17 protein-coding genes, 1 tRNA gene and 1 riboswitch are annotated in these 18,276 nt (G+C 36.4%); of the genes, 9 read left to right on the top strand and 9 right to left on the bottom strand.

Annotated features, from left to right (window positions below):
• The first annotated feature begins 116 nt into the window (after positions 1 to 116).
• From rpsF to rplI, 3 genes are read left to right on the top strand one after another with little or no spacing between them, the layout of a single operon-like run.
• Positions 117 to 488: a 30S ribosomal protein S6 gene (gene rpsF / locus AAGF08_RS09235; protein ID WP_343510871.1), complete on the top strand. Its 372-nt coding sequence runs from the start codon at positions 117 to 119 to the stop codon at positions 486 to 488.
• Positions 485 to 736 (top strand): 30S ribosomal protein S18, encoded by a 252-nt coding sequence (rpsR, locus tag AAGF08_RS09240; RefSeq protein WP_296697597.1) that lies wholly within the window; start codon positions 485 to 487, stop codon positions 734 to 736. Before rpsF ends, rpsR begins: the two co-directional genes overlap by 4 nt.
• Before the next feature lie 39 nt (positions 737 to 775).
• Positions 776 to 1,219, top strand: a complete 444-nt coding sequence (gene rplI, locus AAGF08_RS09245) for a 50S ribosomal protein L9 (protein ID WP_343510872.1) — start codon at positions 776 to 778, stop codon at positions 1,217 to 1,219.
• A 61-nt stretch (positions 1,220 to 1,280) separates the two neighbouring features.
• Here the strand turns inward: rplI and AAGF08_RS09250 are convergent, their stop codons facing one another.
• Positions 1,281 to 1,526 carry a hypothetical protein gene (locus tag AAGF08_RS09250; protein ID WP_343510873.1) on the bottom strand — a complete coding sequence of 82 codons (246 nt, stop codon included), beginning with the start codon at positions 1,524 to 1,526 and terminating at the stop codon, positions 1,281 to 1,283.
• Positions 1,527 to 1,843: 317 nt separating this feature from the next.
• Between AAGF08_RS09250 and AAGF08_RS09255 the strand changes: the two genes are divergently transcribed.
• Positions 1,844 to 1,916, top strand: a tRNA-Gln gene (locus tag AAGF08_RS09255).
• A gap of 30 nt (positions 1,917 to 1,946) precedes the next feature.
• Here the strand turns inward: AAGF08_RS09255 and AAGF08_RS09260 are convergent.
• The 3 genes from AAGF08_RS09260 to AAGF08_RS09270 form a co-directional block, all read right to left on the bottom strand.
• Positions 1,947 to 2,663, bottom strand: a complete 717-nt coding sequence (locus tag AAGF08_RS09260) for an EcsC family protein (protein ID WP_343510874.1) — start codon at positions 2,661 to 2,663, stop codon at positions 1,947 to 1,949.
• Between the two features lie 120 nt (positions 2,664 to 2,783).
• The gene (locus AAGF08_RS09265) at positions 2,784 to 5,507 is read right to left on the bottom strand and encodes a M14 metallopeptidase family protein (RefSeq protein WP_343510875.1); all 2,724 of its coding nucleotides are present in this window, start codon (positions 5,505 to 5,507) and stop codon (positions 2,784 to 2,786) included.
• 364 nt (positions 5,508 to 5,871) lie between these two features.
• On the bottom strand, positions 5,872 to 6,054 hold the full coding sequence (locus AAGF08_RS09270; RefSeq protein WP_343510876.1) for a hypothetical protein: 183 nt from the start codon (positions 6,052 to 6,054) through the stop codon (positions 5,872 to 5,874).
• A gap of 258 nt (positions 6,055 to 6,312) precedes the next feature.
• On the opposite strand from AAGF08_RS09270, the gene AAGF08_RS09275 reads away from it, so the two are divergent.
• From AAGF08_RS09275 to AAGF08_RS09290, 4 genes are all read left to right on the top strand, one after another.
• The gene (locus tag AAGF08_RS09275) at positions 6,313 to 7,239 is read left to right on the top strand and encodes a ribose-phosphate pyrophosphokinase (protein WP_343510877.1); all 927 of its coding nucleotides are present in this window, start codon (positions 6,313 to 6,315) and stop codon (positions 7,237 to 7,239) included.
• A gap of 27 nt (positions 7,240 to 7,266) precedes the next feature.
• Positions 7,267 to 7,857, top strand: a complete 591-nt coding sequence (locus tag AAGF08_RS09280; RefSeq protein WP_343510878.1) for a 50S ribosomal protein L25/general stress protein Ctc — start codon at positions 7,267 to 7,269, stop codon at positions 7,855 to 7,857.
• Between the two features lie 80 nt (positions 7,858 to 7,937).
• Complete coding sequence (pth, locus tag AAGF08_RS09285) at positions 7,938 to 8,498, top strand: aminoacyl-tRNA hydrolase (RefSeq protein ID WP_343510879.1); 561 nt, start codon at positions 7,938 to 7,940, stop codon at positions 8,496 to 8,498.
• Between the two features lie 58 nt (positions 8,499 to 8,556).
• Positions 8,557 to 8,660: riboswitch (SAM riboswitch) on the top strand.
• 106 nt (positions 8,661 to 8,766) lie between these two features.
• Entirely contained in the window at positions 8,767 to 9,939 is a 1,173-nt protein-coding gene (locus tag AAGF08_RS09290; RefSeq protein ID WP_343510880.1) for an aminotransferase class I/II-fold pyridoxal phosphate-dependent enzyme, read from the top strand.
• Positions 9,940 to 9,967: 28 nt separating this feature from the next.
• Here the strand turns inward: AAGF08_RS09290 and AAGF08_RS09295 are convergent, their stop codons facing one another.
• The 4 genes from AAGF08_RS09295 to AAGF08_RS09310 form a co-directional block, all read right to left on the bottom strand.
• Complete coding sequence (locus AAGF08_RS09295) at positions 9,968 to 10,429, bottom strand: CBS domain-containing protein (protein WP_343510881.1); 462 nt, start codon at positions 10,427 to 10,429, stop codon at positions 9,968 to 9,970.
• 121 nt (positions 10,430 to 10,550) lie between these two features.
• The gene (locus AAGF08_RS09300; RefSeq protein WP_343510882.1) at positions 10,551 to 12,095 is read right to left on the bottom strand and encodes a VCBS repeat-containing protein; all 1,545 of its coding nucleotides are present in this window, start codon (positions 12,093 to 12,095) and stop codon (positions 10,551 to 10,553) included.
• Entirely contained in the window at positions 12,092 to 12,838 is a 747-nt protein-coding gene (locus AAGF08_RS09305) for a copper homeostasis protein CutC (RefSeq protein ID WP_343510883.1), read from the bottom strand. Before AAGF08_RS09305 ends, AAGF08_RS09300 begins: the two co-directional genes overlap by 4 nt.
• Positions 12,839 to 13,816 (bottom strand): N(4)-(beta-N-acetylglucosaminyl)-L-asparaginase, encoded by a 978-nt coding sequence (locus tag AAGF08_RS09310; RefSeq protein WP_343510884.1) that lies wholly within the window; start codon positions 13,814 to 13,816, stop codon positions 12,839 to 12,841.
• Positions 13,817 to 13,904: 88 nt separating this feature from the next.
• On the opposite strand from AAGF08_RS09310, the gene AAGF08_RS09315 reads away from it, so the two are divergent.
• Positions 13,905 to 14,666 (top strand): creatininase family protein, encoded by a 762-nt coding sequence (locus AAGF08_RS09315; RefSeq protein WP_343510885.1) that lies wholly within the window; start codon positions 13,905 to 13,907, stop codon positions 14,664 to 14,666.
• Position 14,667: 1 nt separating this feature from the next.
• On the opposite strand, the gene AAGF08_RS09320 is transcribed toward AAGF08_RS09315, so the two are convergent.
• Positions 14,668 to 18,189, bottom strand: coding sequence for a VCBS repeat-containing protein (locus AAGF08_RS09320; RefSeq protein WP_343510886.1), 3,522 nt, complete (start codon positions 18,187 to 18,189; stop codon positions 14,668 to 14,670).
• Positions 18,190 to 18,276 lie beyond the last annotated feature (87 nt).

Consider the following 18,276-nt stretch of genomic DNA (forward strand, 5'->3'; position numbering starts at 1 on the left):
CCTATTGGAGGTTTTTTTTTGGAATATATTTTTTCATTTAGACATCCTCTAGGATTAAAGCTTGATTTCTCTTACTTTTGCGGTCTGTTTATTAAATTCCTTAAACACATTTAAAAATGTTCCAAAGAAATTACGAGACGGTATTCATTTTAACTCCCGTTTTGTCTGATGTTCAGATGAAGGATACCGTAGACAAGTTTGTGAACTTGCTAAAAGAAGAGGGGGCAGATGTTATTAATGTGGAAAACTGGGGTCTTAAGAAGATGGCATATCCCATCGACAAGAAGACGACAGGTTTTTATGTTTTGGTTGAGTTCAAGGCCGATCCAACTATCATCCGTAAATTCGAATTAGAATTTAGAAGAGATGAAAAAGTGATGAGATTCTTGACTACTGTTTTGGAAAAGCATGGTATTGCTTATGCCGAAAGAAGAAGAAAAGGAGAGTTTAACAAAAAATCTGAAGCTAAGGAGGAAGCCACAAAATGACACTTATCAACGAGCCAATCAATAGAGGCGAAATCAGAAAGAAGTATTGCCGATTCAAGAAGCATGGTATTAAGTACATTGATTACAAAGACCCAAACTTCTTGTTGAAATTTGTAAACGAACAAGGTAAAATCCTTCCAAGAAGACTTACTGGAAACTCTGCAAAGTACCAGAAGAAAGTTGCAAATGCCATCAAAAAAGCAAGACACTTGGCTTTGTTGCCATTCGTAACCGATGGTTTGAAATAAATCGGTCTTGTATCGTCCAATCAAAAAAGATCATTACAAATGGAAATCATTCTAAAAACAGACATCAAAGGTCTTGGCTATAAAAACGACTTGGTTGATGTAAAGCCTGGTTATGGAAGAAACTATCTTATCCCTCAAGGGTATGCAGTTTTAGCAACTGGCTCAAACAAGAAAATTCTTGCCGAGAATATCAAGCAAGCTGCGCACAAAGCAGAGAAAATTAAAACTGAAGCTGAAAATATCGCCGAGAAATTAAAAGCATTAACGCTTGAAATCAAAGCTAAAATAGGAGAATCAGGTAAAATCTTCGGAAAAGTAACTACACTTCAGATTGCAGATGCACTTGCAGCTAATGGAATCGACATAGATAGAAAGAAAATCTCTATCAATGTCCCAGTTGACGGCGCAGGAGAATTCGCTGCTGAAGTTGACTTACATAGAGAAGTTAAAACAGATGTAAAATTTGTAGTTGTAGGCGAATAAGCCGCAAAAACATATTTGAAATAAAAAAGCTCACCAAATGGTGAGCTTTTCTTTTTTAAACTTAGTTAAGAGACTTCTCTAGATCTTCGATCAATTTTTTAGAAACCGCTCTGCTGTTGGTTTCTCTGATTTCTTTGAAAAGTGAAATCGCTTTTTGAGACTTCTCGATAACACCCACAGGATTGTTATCGTTTTTGAAGCTTACCCAGCACCAGGAAAGCTCAGCAGCCAATGAGTCCCCAAGTTTTAATTTCTCAAGCTTCTGAATTACATCAGGAATAGTTTTTTCTAGTTTTTCTACTTTCATTGTTGTAAAGTTAATTCAATAGATTTTTGATTTGTCGGCAAAACTGATTATTTATTTTCAATTAAACAATAATAATGACCCAAAATTATCATAATGGTAATTTCAATCGATTTCTACGTATTTTCTTATTCAAAAATTTTATGTACCCTTACTGAACAAACCCTTTCTCAATATTGATTAACAAAAAGTTTAACTACTGAAAACAAGCGGATTAAGCCCAAAAACAAAAAAACTTTTTTCGACAACTTGGAAAAAAAGAAAGGAGAATCTACCTTTGTGACACTTTAAAGAAAACCAATTGGTTTTCGCTAGTTAACTGGTCCATGGTGTAACTGGCAACACGTCTGATTTTGGTTCAGAAGAGTCCAGGTTCGAGCCCTGGTGGACCAACAAAGCCTCCTGAATTAAGGGAGGCTTTTTTTATTGAACGACCCTCAAGCGATAAGCATTCATTGCCACACTTCCTAACTGCTCTGTAAGCTTATAATTTGCAATAGCCCCTACCCCAGCGCCTACAATTGGAATCAATTGGGCAAGTTTAGCAAGATCAATATAATCCCTGTAATCTAACTGAAAAGTCTTCCAATCAAACTGACTAAAATCAGCTGGTAAAGTTTCTTGAAATTCATCCCAATTTTCGATCAATCCGATCAATTCATTTCTTCTTTGCTGGGAAGAAAAACACAATTGAAACACATAAAGTAGAAACAAACGCTCTTTATAATCCTTGGTATCGAAACCATATAGAGCGGCAATATCAAAAAGCATCTTCATCTTGATCGTTAGGAAAGCTGGAAAATCAGCAAAACCCAAAAGAATACCTCCAGCTCCCGTAACAGCACCTTCTACAGAAGCCGTATTTCTATACCACTTAATTCTCTTTCGGATTTTAGTTTCTCTTTCCTTTAAATCAAGGTTTCCTTTGGGTTTGGGCCGAACCCAAGAGGATCCAGTAATCACTGCTTTAACCATATTTTCTATCGCAATTGTGATAGCCATATGTACTTTTTCAGGAATCCAACTATTGATTTTTCCTTGGATCCCATGAGTCATCTTTCCAAAAAGACTAGGCTTTTTCTTCATTTGAATCAACCAGATTCCTAGCTCTGCATGTACATAATGTAAATAGGTTTCCATTATTCTTATTTTAAAAAGTATACTAAAATTTAAAATAGAAGTTTTCCATTTACTTTTATCAACAGTGAATAAAAAAAGCTGCCTCTTACGAGACAGCTTTCTATTCAATTTCTAAAAATCTTATTTATACAATCCGTTGAATAACATTTTGAAGGTTCCATGTGATTGAGCTCTGAATGTAATTTCAGGCCCAAATGCATAAAGTTTCCCTTTTCCTATTTGTGCTTCAAACGCAGTTACCCCATTTTTTAAATAAGATTGACCCCAAGCCCAGCCACTTTTTAATGGTTCTTCCTCTCCAAACCAAGCAATTGGTTTAACTCCTGCAATACCGGCATTTGGGGAAAGTTTAAAAACAGGACTCCTGTTAAACATGATATATGCATTTCCTCCCATTCCATAATTGATAGGTACAGAATTATCGACATGCATTTCCAACACTGAACCAGGGACATAATACTTTTCTCCACTAAGTGGTCTTGGCTCTCCATTTGGCCCCATCTCTACTAAGGCATCCTCAACTGGTAGGTCTAGGTGATATGCTAGATCTGTGGCGCTACCGACTGTTATTACATTCCCTCCATTCTCAATAAATTCTCTCAATTCAGGTATTGATTTATCCACAGAAATCCCTCCCAGCATGTGACGATATTCTTCAGGAATCTCATTCTCATCGGGTTGTCTTCTATTGTAGCTTCTTGAATTCTCACTTGGAATTCCTGGGCCAATAAACACCAAGACATCGAACTTATCATTTAGACTTCCATTATCAATTTCTTGAGGGAAAACCAATTCGAAAGGAAAATGAAATTGTTCCATCATCCATCTCACCCAACCTGAAGGCATAGAACCACCGTAATAATCAAACAAGCCTATCCTAGCCGGCTCAATTTCAGTCGCTCCATTAGGGACACCTCTGGCTGCAACAGGATAAACACCATATTCACTTGCAGCTTTCTCTAAAACTTTTTTACCAGCACTCCCTACGTAAAATGATCCAGCTGGCATTCCCCCTAAAGAAGAGTTAGTTCTATATACTTTTACTTTAGCCTGGAGCAGGTCATTTACCGCCATAAAACTGTTGTTACCTCTGGCATCAAGCAAAAATCCTGATCCATTTACCAAAGACTTTGATTCAGGTTGTAAAATCTCACCATAGGGCATTCTTTCGAAAGGCCCATCAAAATCTTCCATTATTCGATCTATTTCAGAACCCATTTGGTAAGCTAATGTCCATCCTGCAGCATCATATGGCCGAATTGGAGGTCCTCCTGGATACAAGAAATCATTAGGGTGATCTTGTGGCTCAAACATATCTATAACATGAGGTCTAAAAGCCTGGTTGGTTTTTACGATGTAAGACCCAGCAGGATAAGATTTCCCATTTACTGAAAAGTCTTCTGTGGCTTTGTGAACTAATATCCCGGATTTGATTAGAGCATTTAAGAACTTTATTGCCGTAGGGAAATCAGGCTGATCTGCTGACAAGATATAGCCCCTTGGATCTCTTCTTTCTGGGTCGTTATAAACAGAATCATAAAACTGCTTTGGAATACCAGATCTAAAGCCGTAATAAACAGCATCCTCGTCATCCTCAGATTTCTTTTTTTGAGAAGCTTCGAATGCATCTTGAACCGCCTTAGCATACTTTGGATACATGGTCCAATTATCTTTGCTACCCTTATCAATTGAATTTCTTCCCATCAAATAAATATTAGAAAGCAATTCATCGCCATGTCGGACGGCATGATTTAATATCGCATAATTCAACGATACAGAATAATCAATTGACCTTCTAAAATGCCAATCCTGTGGTGTAACCGGGTAAGGAGTTCCATTATTAGGTATCAAACGATCTGGTACAAGAGGAACAGTAGAAGGTGTTGGGTTTCCAATTATTTCAGTTAGAATCCCAATAATATTATGATAATATGGAGTAGTTCTAAGGCCTCCATTCCACCAAGTTGAAAAAACAGAGCCATCCAAACGTGTATACCCAGGTTTATCTTCTTGATTCATTCTGTTAATCATTGCTGCACCAACTCCATCGAGACTTGTAATTATGAGCGGATCAAAAACATGATTAAACGGATCACGGTACGGTGGTCCTGCCACAACAGTTCCTGCTGGCCCGGATTGATGATGGTTATAAATGATCTGAGGAATCCATTCAACATATTGCTGAAGCGACATATTAGCTGCTTCGCTCATATTGTTCATGTAAAAATCCCTGTTATTGTCATGACCAACATATTTCTGATATAAAATAGGGATGTTTTGATCTCTATCTTCTGGATTATCTTTTCTCATGTACCAATCAGACATTATTTCCATCCCATCAGGATTGGCGTGAACAAGAAGGATTATTACATTATCCAGAATTTTCAAAGTCTCATCATCTGTTCTAGAAGCTAATTGATAAAGTGTCTCAATTAATTGATGTGGACCTACTACTTCATTTGCATGCAAACCTCCATCAATCCAAACAACAGGTTTACCTTCCACAACTAGTTTTTCAGCTTCTTCTTTAGTGATTTCTGCCCTCGCTAGAGTTTGGGAGATTTCTTTGTACCGATCAAGTTTATCAAAGTTAGCCGGTGCAGTAACTATCATCATAGGATGCGATCTGCCATATTCAGTTTTTCCAATTTCAACCAATTTCACTCGGTCGCTGGCATCAGCAACTTTTTTAAAGTAAGCTTCTGATTGAGAAAATGTAGCTAATTTGTAATCATCCCCAATATCAAACCCAAAATGAGATTTGGGCGAAGGAACAGTTTGAGCAAAAAGTCCAAAAGACCATAGGCTCAACAATAAAATAAAGAGCGTAAAACGTTTTTTCATGTGATATTATTTGGTTGATGGTTATTTCAACTTTTCTAAAATACTATGAAAAAAGAGGTATATGTTTTTGTTATACCTCTTTCTACTTTTTTTTTACAGGATCGGAGTTTTAAATCAATGAATATTGAACATCTTATTTAATTTTAATGAATTCGGAATATTTTGGATCACCCATATCCTGCTTTGGGTAGAATCCGGAATTATTAAACAACCCGGGTTTCAATTCCCAATTAGATAAATCCATTTTCAGAACTCCAATAGGATAAGAAGTATTCACAATTAAAGCTAATTTTCCTTGCTTCCCTTCCAAGTATAGAGACTCTGAAACTCCAAACTTATCCTCAACAATCAGATTAAAACCAACTCAGGAATCTCTCCCATTATTTACAAAATTTTTAGATGTGATAATATCCAAAATAAATTTACCATCAAGTAAATTTTCAAGAGTACTAGAATTAACAATGAATTCAAAACTTGCCAAGCAATCCTGAATACCTTTATCTAATTCAATTTCCGTGTACGCCACATTCCTATCTGCTCTTTTCATCCTCAACGGAGGCTGAGGATACTGAAAAGTTTATTTTTCTTTTCTGAATCCATAAAAAATAATTTCAAGATGAAGAAGGGGTGTTTTTAAGGTTACAAAATAGATAAAAGTAAAAACTGATTTTTTTCATAAGTTTCCTTTAAGAATTCATTACAAACTTATATCCGAATGAATTCTAATTGTTTTAGCCTTCCCATCAAATTTTGCTATTTTTGCCTTTGAACTCTAATACTATCTTCTCCGAATAAACCACCAAATATGTCCGAAGTCAAAATCTTCTCAGGCGGAAACAGCACTGTTTTAGCAGAAAAAATCTCAAAAAACTACGGTAAAAAACTTGGCGAACTTACCATTTCAAAATTTAGTGATGGTGAAATGTCTCCAAGTTTTGATGAGTCTATACGTGGTTGTACTGTTTTTCTGATTCAAAGCACCAATCCACCTAGTGATAATATTTTGGAACTATGCCTAATGATTGACGCAGCCAAGCGAGCAAGTGCTTATAAAGTTTGTGCTGTAATTCCATATTTCGGATATGCTAGACAAGATAGAAAGGATAGGCCAAGAGTTTCCATTGCTGCCAAAGCTATAGCAAACATGATTACTTCAGCTGGTGCAGATAGGATCATGACATGCGACCTACATGCAGGACAAATTCAAGGTTTTTTTGATCTACCTTTGGATCACTTAAATGGATCAGCTATCTTTGTGCCCTATTTGAGCGCACTGAATCTGAATAATATGATTTTCGCGGCACCTGATGTCGGGGGAGTTGCAAGAGCCAGGGCTTACGCAAAGCATTTTGAAGTTGAAATGGTAGTCTGTGACAAGCACAGAAAAAGAGCCAATGAAATTGCTTCCATGCAAGTAATTGGTGATGTAGAGGGAAAAGATGTCATTCTAGTTGATGATTTAGTAGATACAGCGGGGACGTTGTGCAAAGCAGCTCAAATTATCATGGAAAAAGGAGCTACTTCAGTAAGAGCTATTGTAACGCATGGTGTTCTTTCTGGAAATGCTTATGAAAATATTGAAAATTCAGTTTTGCAGGAATTGGTAATTACAGATACTATTCCTTTGAAACAAAAATCTTCAAAAATTAAAGTTTTGACAGTAGCAGATCTATTCGCAAAAGCAATTCATGCGGTAACAGGTCACACTTCTATCAGTTCTTTATTTATTTAAGAACCAATTTTATTAAATATATATCTTATGAAAACACTTGAGATTATAGGGTTTAAAAGAGCAAATCTCGACAGTGCCTCTCTAAATGAAATCAGAGAATCTGGCAATGTACCCTGCGTTGTTTATGGACCAGGTATACCTGAGCAAATCCATTTCTATTCTCCAATCATTTTATTTAGAGAATTGATCTACACTCCTGAAGTACATTTGGTTGAATTGAACATCGAAGGAACAATCGTAAAGGCTGTTTTAAAAGACGCTCAATTTCACCCAGTAAGTGAAATGTTACTTCACGCTGATTTTATGGCTTATACTGAAGATAAGCCTATCAAGTTTGAAATCCCTGTAAAAGTTTCTGGAAGTTCTCCAGGTATTGCAAAAGGTGGAAAACTAGAATTCAAAACAAGAAAACTGAAAGTTAAGGGGTTAGCTTCTCAACTTCCAGATTTCATTGAAGCGGATATTACTAATCTTGATCTAGGTAAATCTTTCAAGGTTTCTGAATTAAAAGCCGAAGGTTTTGATATCCTAACTAGTCCAAACGTTTCTTTGGTTACTATTGGTATCCCAAGAGCGCTTAGAGGAAAGAAGACTGAAGAAGAAGAAGAAGAAGCATAAACTTCAACAAATCAAGATAAAAATCCTGCTCTTTAAACTGAGCAGGATTTTTTATTTTTACCCATTGGACAAATCCCTATATGAAATATCTCATCGTTGGCTTGGGAAATATCGGGCCAGAATACGAACTAACAAGGCATAACATCGGCTTCTTAACCATCGATAGGTTGGCTGATAAAGAATCTCTTTCTTGGAGAAGTGATCGCTTGGCTTTTAAAACTGAGTTTAAATACAAAAGTCGGGCTATTCATTTGATTAAGCCTACCACCTACATGAATCTAAGTGGGAAAGCTATGAATTATTGGATGAAAGAGCTTGACATCCCGAAAGAAAACATATTAGTTTTAGTAGATGATGTGGCTATTCCTTTTGGAAGTTTAAGAATGAAGCCTAAGGGAAGTGCTGCAGGTCATAATGGTCTTAAAAATATAGAAGCGCTTACCGGTGGCCAAAATTATCCAAGATTACGAATGGGAATTGGGGATGATTTTCCAAAAGGAAGGCAAGTAGACTTTGTATTAGGCAGATTCACCCAAGATGAATTTGCGGAATTACCAATAATAATGGACAAAGCAATTGACATGATTTTGGCATTTTGTACTATTGGTATTGAACGAACCATGAATCAATTTAATAATTGAAAGGATTGATTTGGAAATCAACCTTACGGAGGTTTACTTTGTAGCACTTCAGGCAACTGATTTATAAAGAAGAGGCGAGAGAATAGGCTCATTGACCCTCTGGCAACCATCCCGAATCTTGGGAAAGGTGCCAAGTCCTACCCTTAGCGGGAACTATAAATTGGCTTTATTCTTTAAAAACCCCATTTTAGTTCGATTTGACCGCTTTAGGTTTGGCTTTCTCAAACTGATGAGCCTTTTATTAAATTATTAATTCAGGCATTACGCTATGAGCAAGCACTTCGAGACTAATTCTATTCGGATTAATTCTTCAAAATCCAATCAAAAAGAGCATTCATCACCCTTATATCTTACTTCTAGTTTCACTTTTGATTCTGCAGAAGAAGCAAGAGCTATGTTTGCTGATGAAATCCAAGGAAACATCTACTCTAGATACGCCAATCCAAATTCAAGTGAATTAATTGAAAAAATTTGTGCTGCTGAAGGGACTGAATCCGGTATTGCTACAGCTTCAGGAATGGCCGCAATGTTTGGAAGTATCGCTTCTCTTTTACAGCAAGGCGACCATGTTTTAGCTTCTAGATCTCTTTTTGGTTCAACTCACCAGCTATTAACCCGCGTATTTCCTAAATGGGGAATTACATCAACTTATGGTGATATTTCAGATATTGAAAATTGGGAAAAGCTTTTAAAGCCCAATACCAAAATGCTATTCATTGAAACCCCTTCTAACCCAGGCCTTCAGATCATTGACTTAGAATGGGCAGGGAAATTTGCAAAAGCCCATAATCTAATTCTTGTAGTTGACAATTGTTTTGCTACTCCCTATTTACAGCAACCTGCAAAATGGGGAGCGGATATTGTCACGCATAGTGCCACAAAGTATATAGACGGGCAAGGAAGAGTTCTAGGAGGATTGATTCTAGGTAGAGAAGAATTAATGAAAGAGGTCCAATTTTTTACAAGACATACCGGTCCTGCTATTTCTCCTTTCAATGCCTGGATCTTATCAAAAAGTATGGAAACTTTAGGGGTAAGAATGGATAGACATTGTGAGAATGCTTTAAAAGTAGCAAGCTATTTTGAGGGAAATGCTGAGTTAGAAAATGTAAATTACCCCTTCTTAAAATCTCATCCTCAATTCCATTTAGCCACAAAACAAATGAAATACGGCGGAGGGATTATTACGCTAACATTAAAAGGGGGGTTAGAGAGAGCACAGAAATTTATTGATCAATTACAAATGATTTCTGTGACAGCTAATCTGGGAGATAGTAGAAGTATTGTCACCCACCCTGCATCCACCACTCATAGTAAATTATCTAGCGAAGAACGCTTAAGGGTAGGAATAAGTGATGGGTTAGTCCGACTATCTATTGGATTGGAACATGTTGATGACATCATTGAAGACATCGAAAAAGCACTTCAACGATCAAAATAAAATAGGTCCCTTTCAGGGACCTTTATTTTTACCAAGTAGTCTGTTGAAGTTTAGGAAATGCCCTGATTATATCACTCAAACTTATTTGCCCTATTAATCGACCATCCTTCATTACCGGGAATCTTCTGATCTTTAGTTCTAAAAATTTTTGTGCAGCATCAAAAAGTGATAATTCCTGACCCAAAGTAATCACGTCTGTGCTCATATGCTCTTTGACTTTACCCGGAAATTTAGGGGTATTGGTATACTTTCCTTTAATTATCTCTTTTAAGCAATCTACCTCAGAAATAATCCCAACTAAGGCACCTGATTCATCAAGAACAGGAGCACCTGATATTTTCCTTTTTGTTAAAACTTCCAAGACCATATCAATTGTATCCTCCGGATTAAAAGTAACCAGATTCGTACTCATATGATCTTTAACTAATATTTGGGAAGCAGGAGATTTTTTGGGCTCCACCATTCTAACTCCTTGGAAACTCTTAACCATAGATAAAATAATTTAAAGGTGAAAGAATAATTTACCGAAAAAATACTATCTATAAAAATAGATAGTAATAAATTAAATTAATTTAGTAGTAAATACTGATAAATTCATGTATTACAAAATATTATTTCTTTTCATTTTTAAAGATTAAAATAGGAGACCAGGGCTTTGTTGGTTTTGAATATAAATCATCAAACTCAAAGGACCCTACTACCAAATCCATATCCCCGTCAAGATCTAAATCACCTTTTGTCATGATTAACCAATGGGAATCATTGGTTGTAAATGGCGTATATGGATTAAAGTCGTGATTTTTTGTTTGTTCAAAATAGAGTAAATTTTGATTTGGCTTTTGTTCTTTATCCGGGAAGAATGATAATACGAATAAATCTTTGTCGCCATCTTGATCAAAATCTTCAACTTCCAAACCACTTGCTCCATACATTGGATAAAACCAAAATTGCTCGAAATTCAAACCTCCTTGATTTTTAAAAATTCGAACACCATGAAAATTCTTAAGAATCTGTGATAAATCGGCATTATCTCCGTTGACCAAGACCAAATCTTTTAAACCGTCCCCATCCATATCCTCGTAAACAAAATCACTTGAGCCGAAAGCAGGTTGAAATCTCAACACTACCTTTTCTTTGAAAATACCATCACCTTGATTTAAGAAGGCAAAAAAACCTTCATTAGCTTGTGTCATCAAAGCTAGAATATCCAAGTCCCCATCAGAATCTAAGTCTTCAATAATTACTTTTCTTGCCCCTGGGGCACTTTTCAAGATGATTTTATTCCAATTTTGGTTTGAAGAAAGATAGAGGCTTAAGTCTCCTACATGGTCACCAAATTCACTGATAACTTTATCCAAAACTCCATCATTATTAAAATCGGCATATTCGATATCAACAGGCCTTTTTAAATCTTTAATATCAGCTGTAGAATTCCACTTATCACCTGATTTTTCAAAACGATTTACAGAGCCAATGGAATCATTTGAAGGATCCATAAGCCCCATGGTCAATAATTCAAATTCATCAGGATTTACCCATCTAATATCAACAGGTGCCGTTTCAGTACCTATTGAGTCTTTAATTTGAAAACCAGATTTGGAGTTTAAAATGAATAAGGATTTAAATCTGTGACCAAGCCATAAATCACCTGTATTTGGATTAATACGAAGCATGGTCACCAAATCTGGTAAAACTTCAGAATAAGATGGCCTAATCAACTCAAATCCCGGAACACCGAGTTTGGCCGTTCTTTTTTCTTCCTGTGGATATGGAGAACTAGGAGAATTATCTAAATAATAGTTAAGTATTTTATCCCAATCCTTTTTCTTAATCAATGGAAATTCAGAATATATTCCTTTTGGAACATCCATATCCACTGGCATCGTCGTACCAATATCTTCGTCCAATAAAAGTCCTAACCTTTTTCTCATATCGGGAAGAACTTTTTCTCCCCATGTTTTTTGATCCAAAATATCAGGCTCAGGTTTTAAATGGCAAGTTGCACAATAAGCATCTGCCAATTGCTCCCCATTAAGCTTCAGATCCGTAGAGGCCAGTTGGTTTAAAGTAGGAGGAGGTTGCTTCCTTTCAGATATTGGGCTACAGGAAAACAATCCCAAAATTAAAATGAGTACTGTGTGGCGAAGAGAAATCATAAAGATTCAATAGCTTCAAGAAACTTAGATACCGATTCTTGATCTACTAACAGGTGCTTTTTAAAAGATTCAGGATCATCTGAAAATGAAACGTTTGGATTTACAAAGTTGTTTTTATTTGGTTTCCAAATTTTGCAAGAAGCATGAATGTCTTTCAAAAATCCTTCGTTCGCTAAAATTGAAACATGCTCAGGCTTAGTTCCACCTCCAGGCATAATTGATATTCTATCTCTTGAAATCTGAATTAAACTCTTCAATAACTCTATGCCTTCAGTCACCGTATTCTTTCCGCCCGAAGTTAGAATTCGTTCAAACCCTAAACCAATTATTTCTTCGAGAGCATCAAAATGATCTGACGCAGCATCAAAGGCACGATGAAAAGTACAAGGTTTCCCTGATGCAGTTCGTATTAGTGTTTCACAGGCAGAAATATTGACAGCTCCATTATAATCCAATACGCCAAAGACAAATCCATCTGCTCCTAAATCACCCAGCAATTCAATATCCCTTTTCATCACCATAAGCTCTTTTTGGGAATAGGCGAAATCCCCTCCTCTTGGTCGAATCATGACGAAAATAGGAATATCCACTTCCGATTTAAGAAACTTCAACATTCCTGTACTGGGCGTTTCTCCCCCTTCTGGGAAGTTGGAACATAACTCCAGTCTATTTACTCCATATTCTGCTGCTTCTAAAGCTGCCTCAACACTATATACGGGTGATTCCAGAACAACCTTATTCATTTAAAAGTGACTTTTAGAATCTATCATAATATTAGAGGATAAGGTGCCTTTTGCGAAATTAAATCCGGGATGTACAGCGTACGCTCCGAACTCTCCTTCTTTACTGATCGCTAAAAAGCCTGCCTGAAGGTCATTGATATTGTCATTTTTTGAAATTAGTCTTTTTACAGCTTCTTCACATGCCTCTTGAGGTGTCCTGCCTTGTCTCATCAATTCAACAATCAAAAAGCTACCACATATTTTTATGATAGACTCTCCCAAGCCAGTTGCAGTAGCAGCACCTACTCCATTATCAACAAAAAGTCCCGCTCCTATTATCGGGCTATCTCCTACTCTTCCATGCATTTTATAGGCCAAACCACTTGTGGTACAACTTCCAGCAAGATTTCCATCCTTATCTATTCCAATCATACCTATCGTATCGTGGTTCTCTATATTAATAATTGGTTTATACTTGCTTGTTATTTTCCATTTCTCATAGGCAGCTTTCGCATTTGGGCTTAACTCCTCCTTTTCTAAAGGAAATCCTTCTGCTATTGCTAATTGTCTGGCCCCTTCTCCTACTATCATTACATGTGGAGTTTTTTCCATTACAACCCTAGCTAATGAAATAGGATGTTTAATCTGTCTTACGAATGCAACAGACCCACATGCCCCATCTCCAGTCATAATAGATGCATCCAAGGTTGTGATGCCTTCTCTATCTGGTAACCCCTGTAGTCCGACAGAAAGGTTACTTAAATCTAATTCAGTATCCATGACACCTGTTTCCATTGCATCCAGAATACTTCCTGTTTCTTTTAATTTCGAAATCGCTGCCGCATTTGCTGGCAAACCATGGTTCCAAGTGGATAAAATCAGAGGCTTTTCACCAATTATTGAATCTTTTGGTGAATTTTTGAATGCATTAGCTAAACTGGGTACAAATAAAGCAGAACCTAAAAGTGACTTCTTTATAAACTTTCTTCTTTCAGACATAAAACTTAATTTCGGATGAGGCCTGAAATTATTAAAATTGCCTCTAAAAAAACTAATCTTCTGTTAATTCATTCATAAACCCATCAAAATGAGACCATATATATTAAAAGAAGCAAGTTGGAAAAACCTAAAAACAGATCGATTTGAATTAGCAATCCTACCTTGGGGAGCAACTGAGGCACATAACTACCATATGCCTTATGGAACTGATGTTTATGAAGCTGATGCCGTTGCTGAAGAAAGCGGAAGAAAAGCTTGGGAAAAAGGAGCAAATATAATTGTACTTCCTACGATTCCATTTGGAGTGAATACAGGCCAATCTGATATATACTTGGATATGAATCTAAACCCAAGCACCCAATTAGCTATACTGAGAGATTTAATTGAGGTTTTAAATAGACAAGGATTAAAAAAGCTCTTAATCGTAAATAGTCATGGAGGAAATGACTTTAAAACCATGCTAAGGGAATTAGGACTTTCATTTCCTGAAATGTTATTATTCACTTGTAATTGGTTTCAAGCATTAGATAAGACAAAATATTTCGAAGAAATGGGCGACCATGCTGATGAAATGGAAACTTCCTTGATCATGCATTTGCAGCCCCATTTGGTTTCTCCTTTGGAAGAGGCTGGAGATGGATCCGAAAAGAAATCAGTCATCATAGGTCTAAGAGAAAAATGGGCTTGGGCAGAACGAAAATGGTCTGAAGTGACTGAGGATACCGGCATAGGAAACCCAAAAAAAGCCTCTGCCGAAAAGGGAAAGGCTTATTTTGAGGATGTAACTGATAAAGTTGCAGAGCTAATGATTGAAATCTGCCATGTTCAACCAGGACAGCTCTATAAATAAATCAGTCTTGGGGATCGAGATCAATTTCTTTTACCTGACCTTTATAATCAACTGTTTTTAAACTTTTAACTTCTTTGGAGATTGGGATTTCCCGGCTTGATTGAGAAAGAAACCCAGCTCCAAACGTAGTTTCCACCCGTTGAGTTTTCCCATTACCAAACTCTAAATACACTGCCATTACATCATCCCCTGGCTTGAAAGATCTCTCTTTAGGGTTTTTAGTTTGAAATGCTTTTAATTCATTTCTATTTTGAGATGCAACTAGGATTGAAGAACCTTGAACTGAAGGAATTCTTACTAAAGCTTTTCCATCACCAGGTACCAAAAAGCCACTTTCGGTAACTTTCATAGGTTCGAACTCTCCTTCTCCATTTCCCTTTAGGATTAATCCGATTTGGGCATCTAACTTCCCGATAAAAATTTCATTCCCATAATCGTTACCAATCAGTGCGACATCTAGATTCCCATCCTTATCAAAATCCTCCGAGACAACCCCATTTGCAGGTCCTATTTGAGCAATTCTAGGCAATGCTTTTAATGTAAATTGTCCATTACCCAAATTCTCTATGTAAGCAGAATTGTCAAAATTCCCAGTTAAAATTAACGCGCCTTCTTTTTCCTCAGGTGTTAATAAATCTTGCTCTGTACTTAGGGCATACGTTTTATAGCGCTCATACTTCTTTCTAAATAAAGTACTTTGGCCATATAAATCTCCCCAAAAATGGCTTGGATATGATTTGTAATCTCCCTCACGATCCTTATAATAAGCAAATGTAACAGGATCAACACTTCCGTTATTATCAAAGTCTTTGGCATATACCTTTACAGGCATTTCTATGCTTGGATTATATGGATTATTGGCACCGATATTTCCTACTACAAAATCAGTATCACCGTCCTTATCAAAATCACCTTGCGAAATAGAGTTCCACCATCCTAAAAAGTTCTCTAACCCAGTACTCTCTAACTTAGAAAATTCTCCTCCATCATTCCTAAATATAGTGATAGCCATTAATTCACCAACGACCACAAGATCTACCTGTCCATCTAAATCAATATCTGACCAAACAGCATCGGTCACCATTCCAACTTCTCTCAAGGAAGGGGCAATTTTATCTGTCACATCCTCAAGACTTCCATTATTATTTTTTAATAGAAAACTCTTTTCCGGCATAGGATATTTTGAAACTGGAGTTCTCCCTCCAACAAAAAGATCAAGATATCCATCACCATCAAAATCTGCCGCTCTCACGGTAGATCCACTTGCTTTTACTGATGAGAAATTTTTATCCAGTGAAAAGTTACCCTTACCATCGTTAAGGTATAATCGGTCAGAATATTCTGCAGATTCAGGGGGAAATTCATTGCTTCCACTAACTAAATATAAATCTAGATCAAAATCATTATCTATATCCACCAAAAGCATCCCCATCTCTTCAAATACAGGATTTTCATTTTTCAAGATGTCAACTTCAGAAAAAATACCATTTTGATCTTGAAAAAAGGCTTTAGGAAAATATCCGCTGGAAGACCCAACTAATAAATCCTCCATTCCGTCTCCATTCATATCACCCACAGCTAAGCTTGGCCCATATTGAGTCAACTTATGAGGAATAGTTCGCTGAATGTAAAAATCAATTTTATCTACCTCTTCGTGGGTATAATTTAATCCCAAAGATTTTGAAACCTCTGAAAACAATTGTGGACCAATTTTATAGTCTAAGATTGCCAGATTTTTGGGTCCTTGATTTGAATTCGAATAATCAACCTTTAAAACCTGATTCGCAGGAACATTCTCTATTATTTCCTGTTTTCCATCAGGCCAGAGTACGGAAATCTTTTGCACACTTGATTCTTTCCCTAATCCAAAATGTAAAACAGGATCAATTGAAGACATATAGCCTCTCACCACTTGTTGCTCTTGATATAGTGAATTTCCATTATTAAGATTCAAAGAAATTTTCACCCCTAATCCTAGCGGATTTTGAGAAGTCCCTCTCAATTGGATTCTTAAAAAATTATGATCCATTTTTTCATCAGAAAGTTTATTCTCAAATACAAAAGCAGGATCATTGATATTATTTACTATATAGTCTAAGTCTCCATCAAGATCAAAATCAACCAATGCCGCGCCATTTGAAAACGAAGCTTTGCTTAAACCCCACTCTTGTCCAGAATCCTCAAACTTCAGTTCTCCTACATTACGAAAGGCATAATTTGGGATTTTTACTATGGGAATAGAGTCCAATAATTGTCTTGTGGACGCTATACTACCTACATCTGCCCTATAATTAGCAAAATCCTTATCCGTAATATCTCTTGGAAATCCATTGGTTACCAAGAGATCTCGCATTCCATCATTATCAACATCTCCGAATAATGGAGCCCAACTCCAATCAGTCTGGTAAACTCCAGCCATCATACCAATTTCACTGAAAGGCATATCTGGCCCATTATTCATATGGAGCATATTTCTCACATACTGATATTCATACCCCCATTGCTCATTATTGATATATGTCTGGTATACATTATTCCCTATGGTAGTTTTCTTTCTATAATTCCCTTCACCAAGCATATCTAAAGTAAAAATATCAGGCAGTCCATCATTATTAAAATCCGCAATATCGGACCCCATAGAAAATTGGCTTTGATGTCTTAACCGTTCGCCAATTTTATTCGAAAAAGTACCATCTTGATTATTTATATATAAAATATCGTTAGTCACATAATCATTGCTGACATGGATATCAGGCCATCCATCGTTGTTTATGTCTGCGATCAATAAACCTAAGCCAAAACCCTCAATGGTTATACCTACTTCAATAGTAACATTAGTAAATGTTCCATCTCCATTATTTCTATAGAAAGCATCATTGTTTATTGCAGATCCATCGATGATTTTTTCACGATAATTACTAGGGGTAACTTTACTTTGCTCATTATTGAGGACATAAAGATCCAAATCGCCGTCTAAATCATAATCAATAAAAGCAGCCCCCATTCCATTACCAGAATCTGCTATCCCATATTTGGCAGCCATATCTTTAAATACTACGTTGCCTTGTGCATCAACTCCCTGATTAACAAAAAGTAAATTATTTCTTTCTCCTTCTCCTTTCATCATAGCTGCTGCAACATAAATATCCATCAATCCATCCGAATTAATGTCTACTATAGTAGTTCCCGTACACCATCTATCGCTTGCTTCGATTCCAGCAATGTCAGAAATATCTTTGAATTTGAACTCCCCTTGGTTAAGGTATAGCTTATTACTTACTTGATTTCCAGTAAAAAAAACATCCGGATATCCATTGCCATCGAAATCAGCAATGGCTAATCCTCCCCCGTTAAAAATATACTCGTCGGTAAGAATATTAAATGAATCAGTTTCTACAATGGTATTTGCAAAGTCAATACCTGTAGATTCTGGAGATTTTAATTCGAATAAGGTGTTCTCTTTCTTACAGGAACTTATTGCACAACACAATAATCCTAGACAGAGAAAATACTGGAATTTCATAATGATTTTAATTGGGTTTTGGGCCTGCCAAATTAGCATTTTTGATAGACTATGAGAAAAAATTCTATCTTTTAGTACTTATAAAAA

Origin of the sequence: Algoriphagus sp. SE2 (assembly GCF_039563885.1) — a bacterium.
In the GTDB taxonomy this organism is placed as follows: Bacteria; Bacteroidota; Bacteroidia; order Cytophagales; family Cyclobacteriaceae; genus Algoriphagus.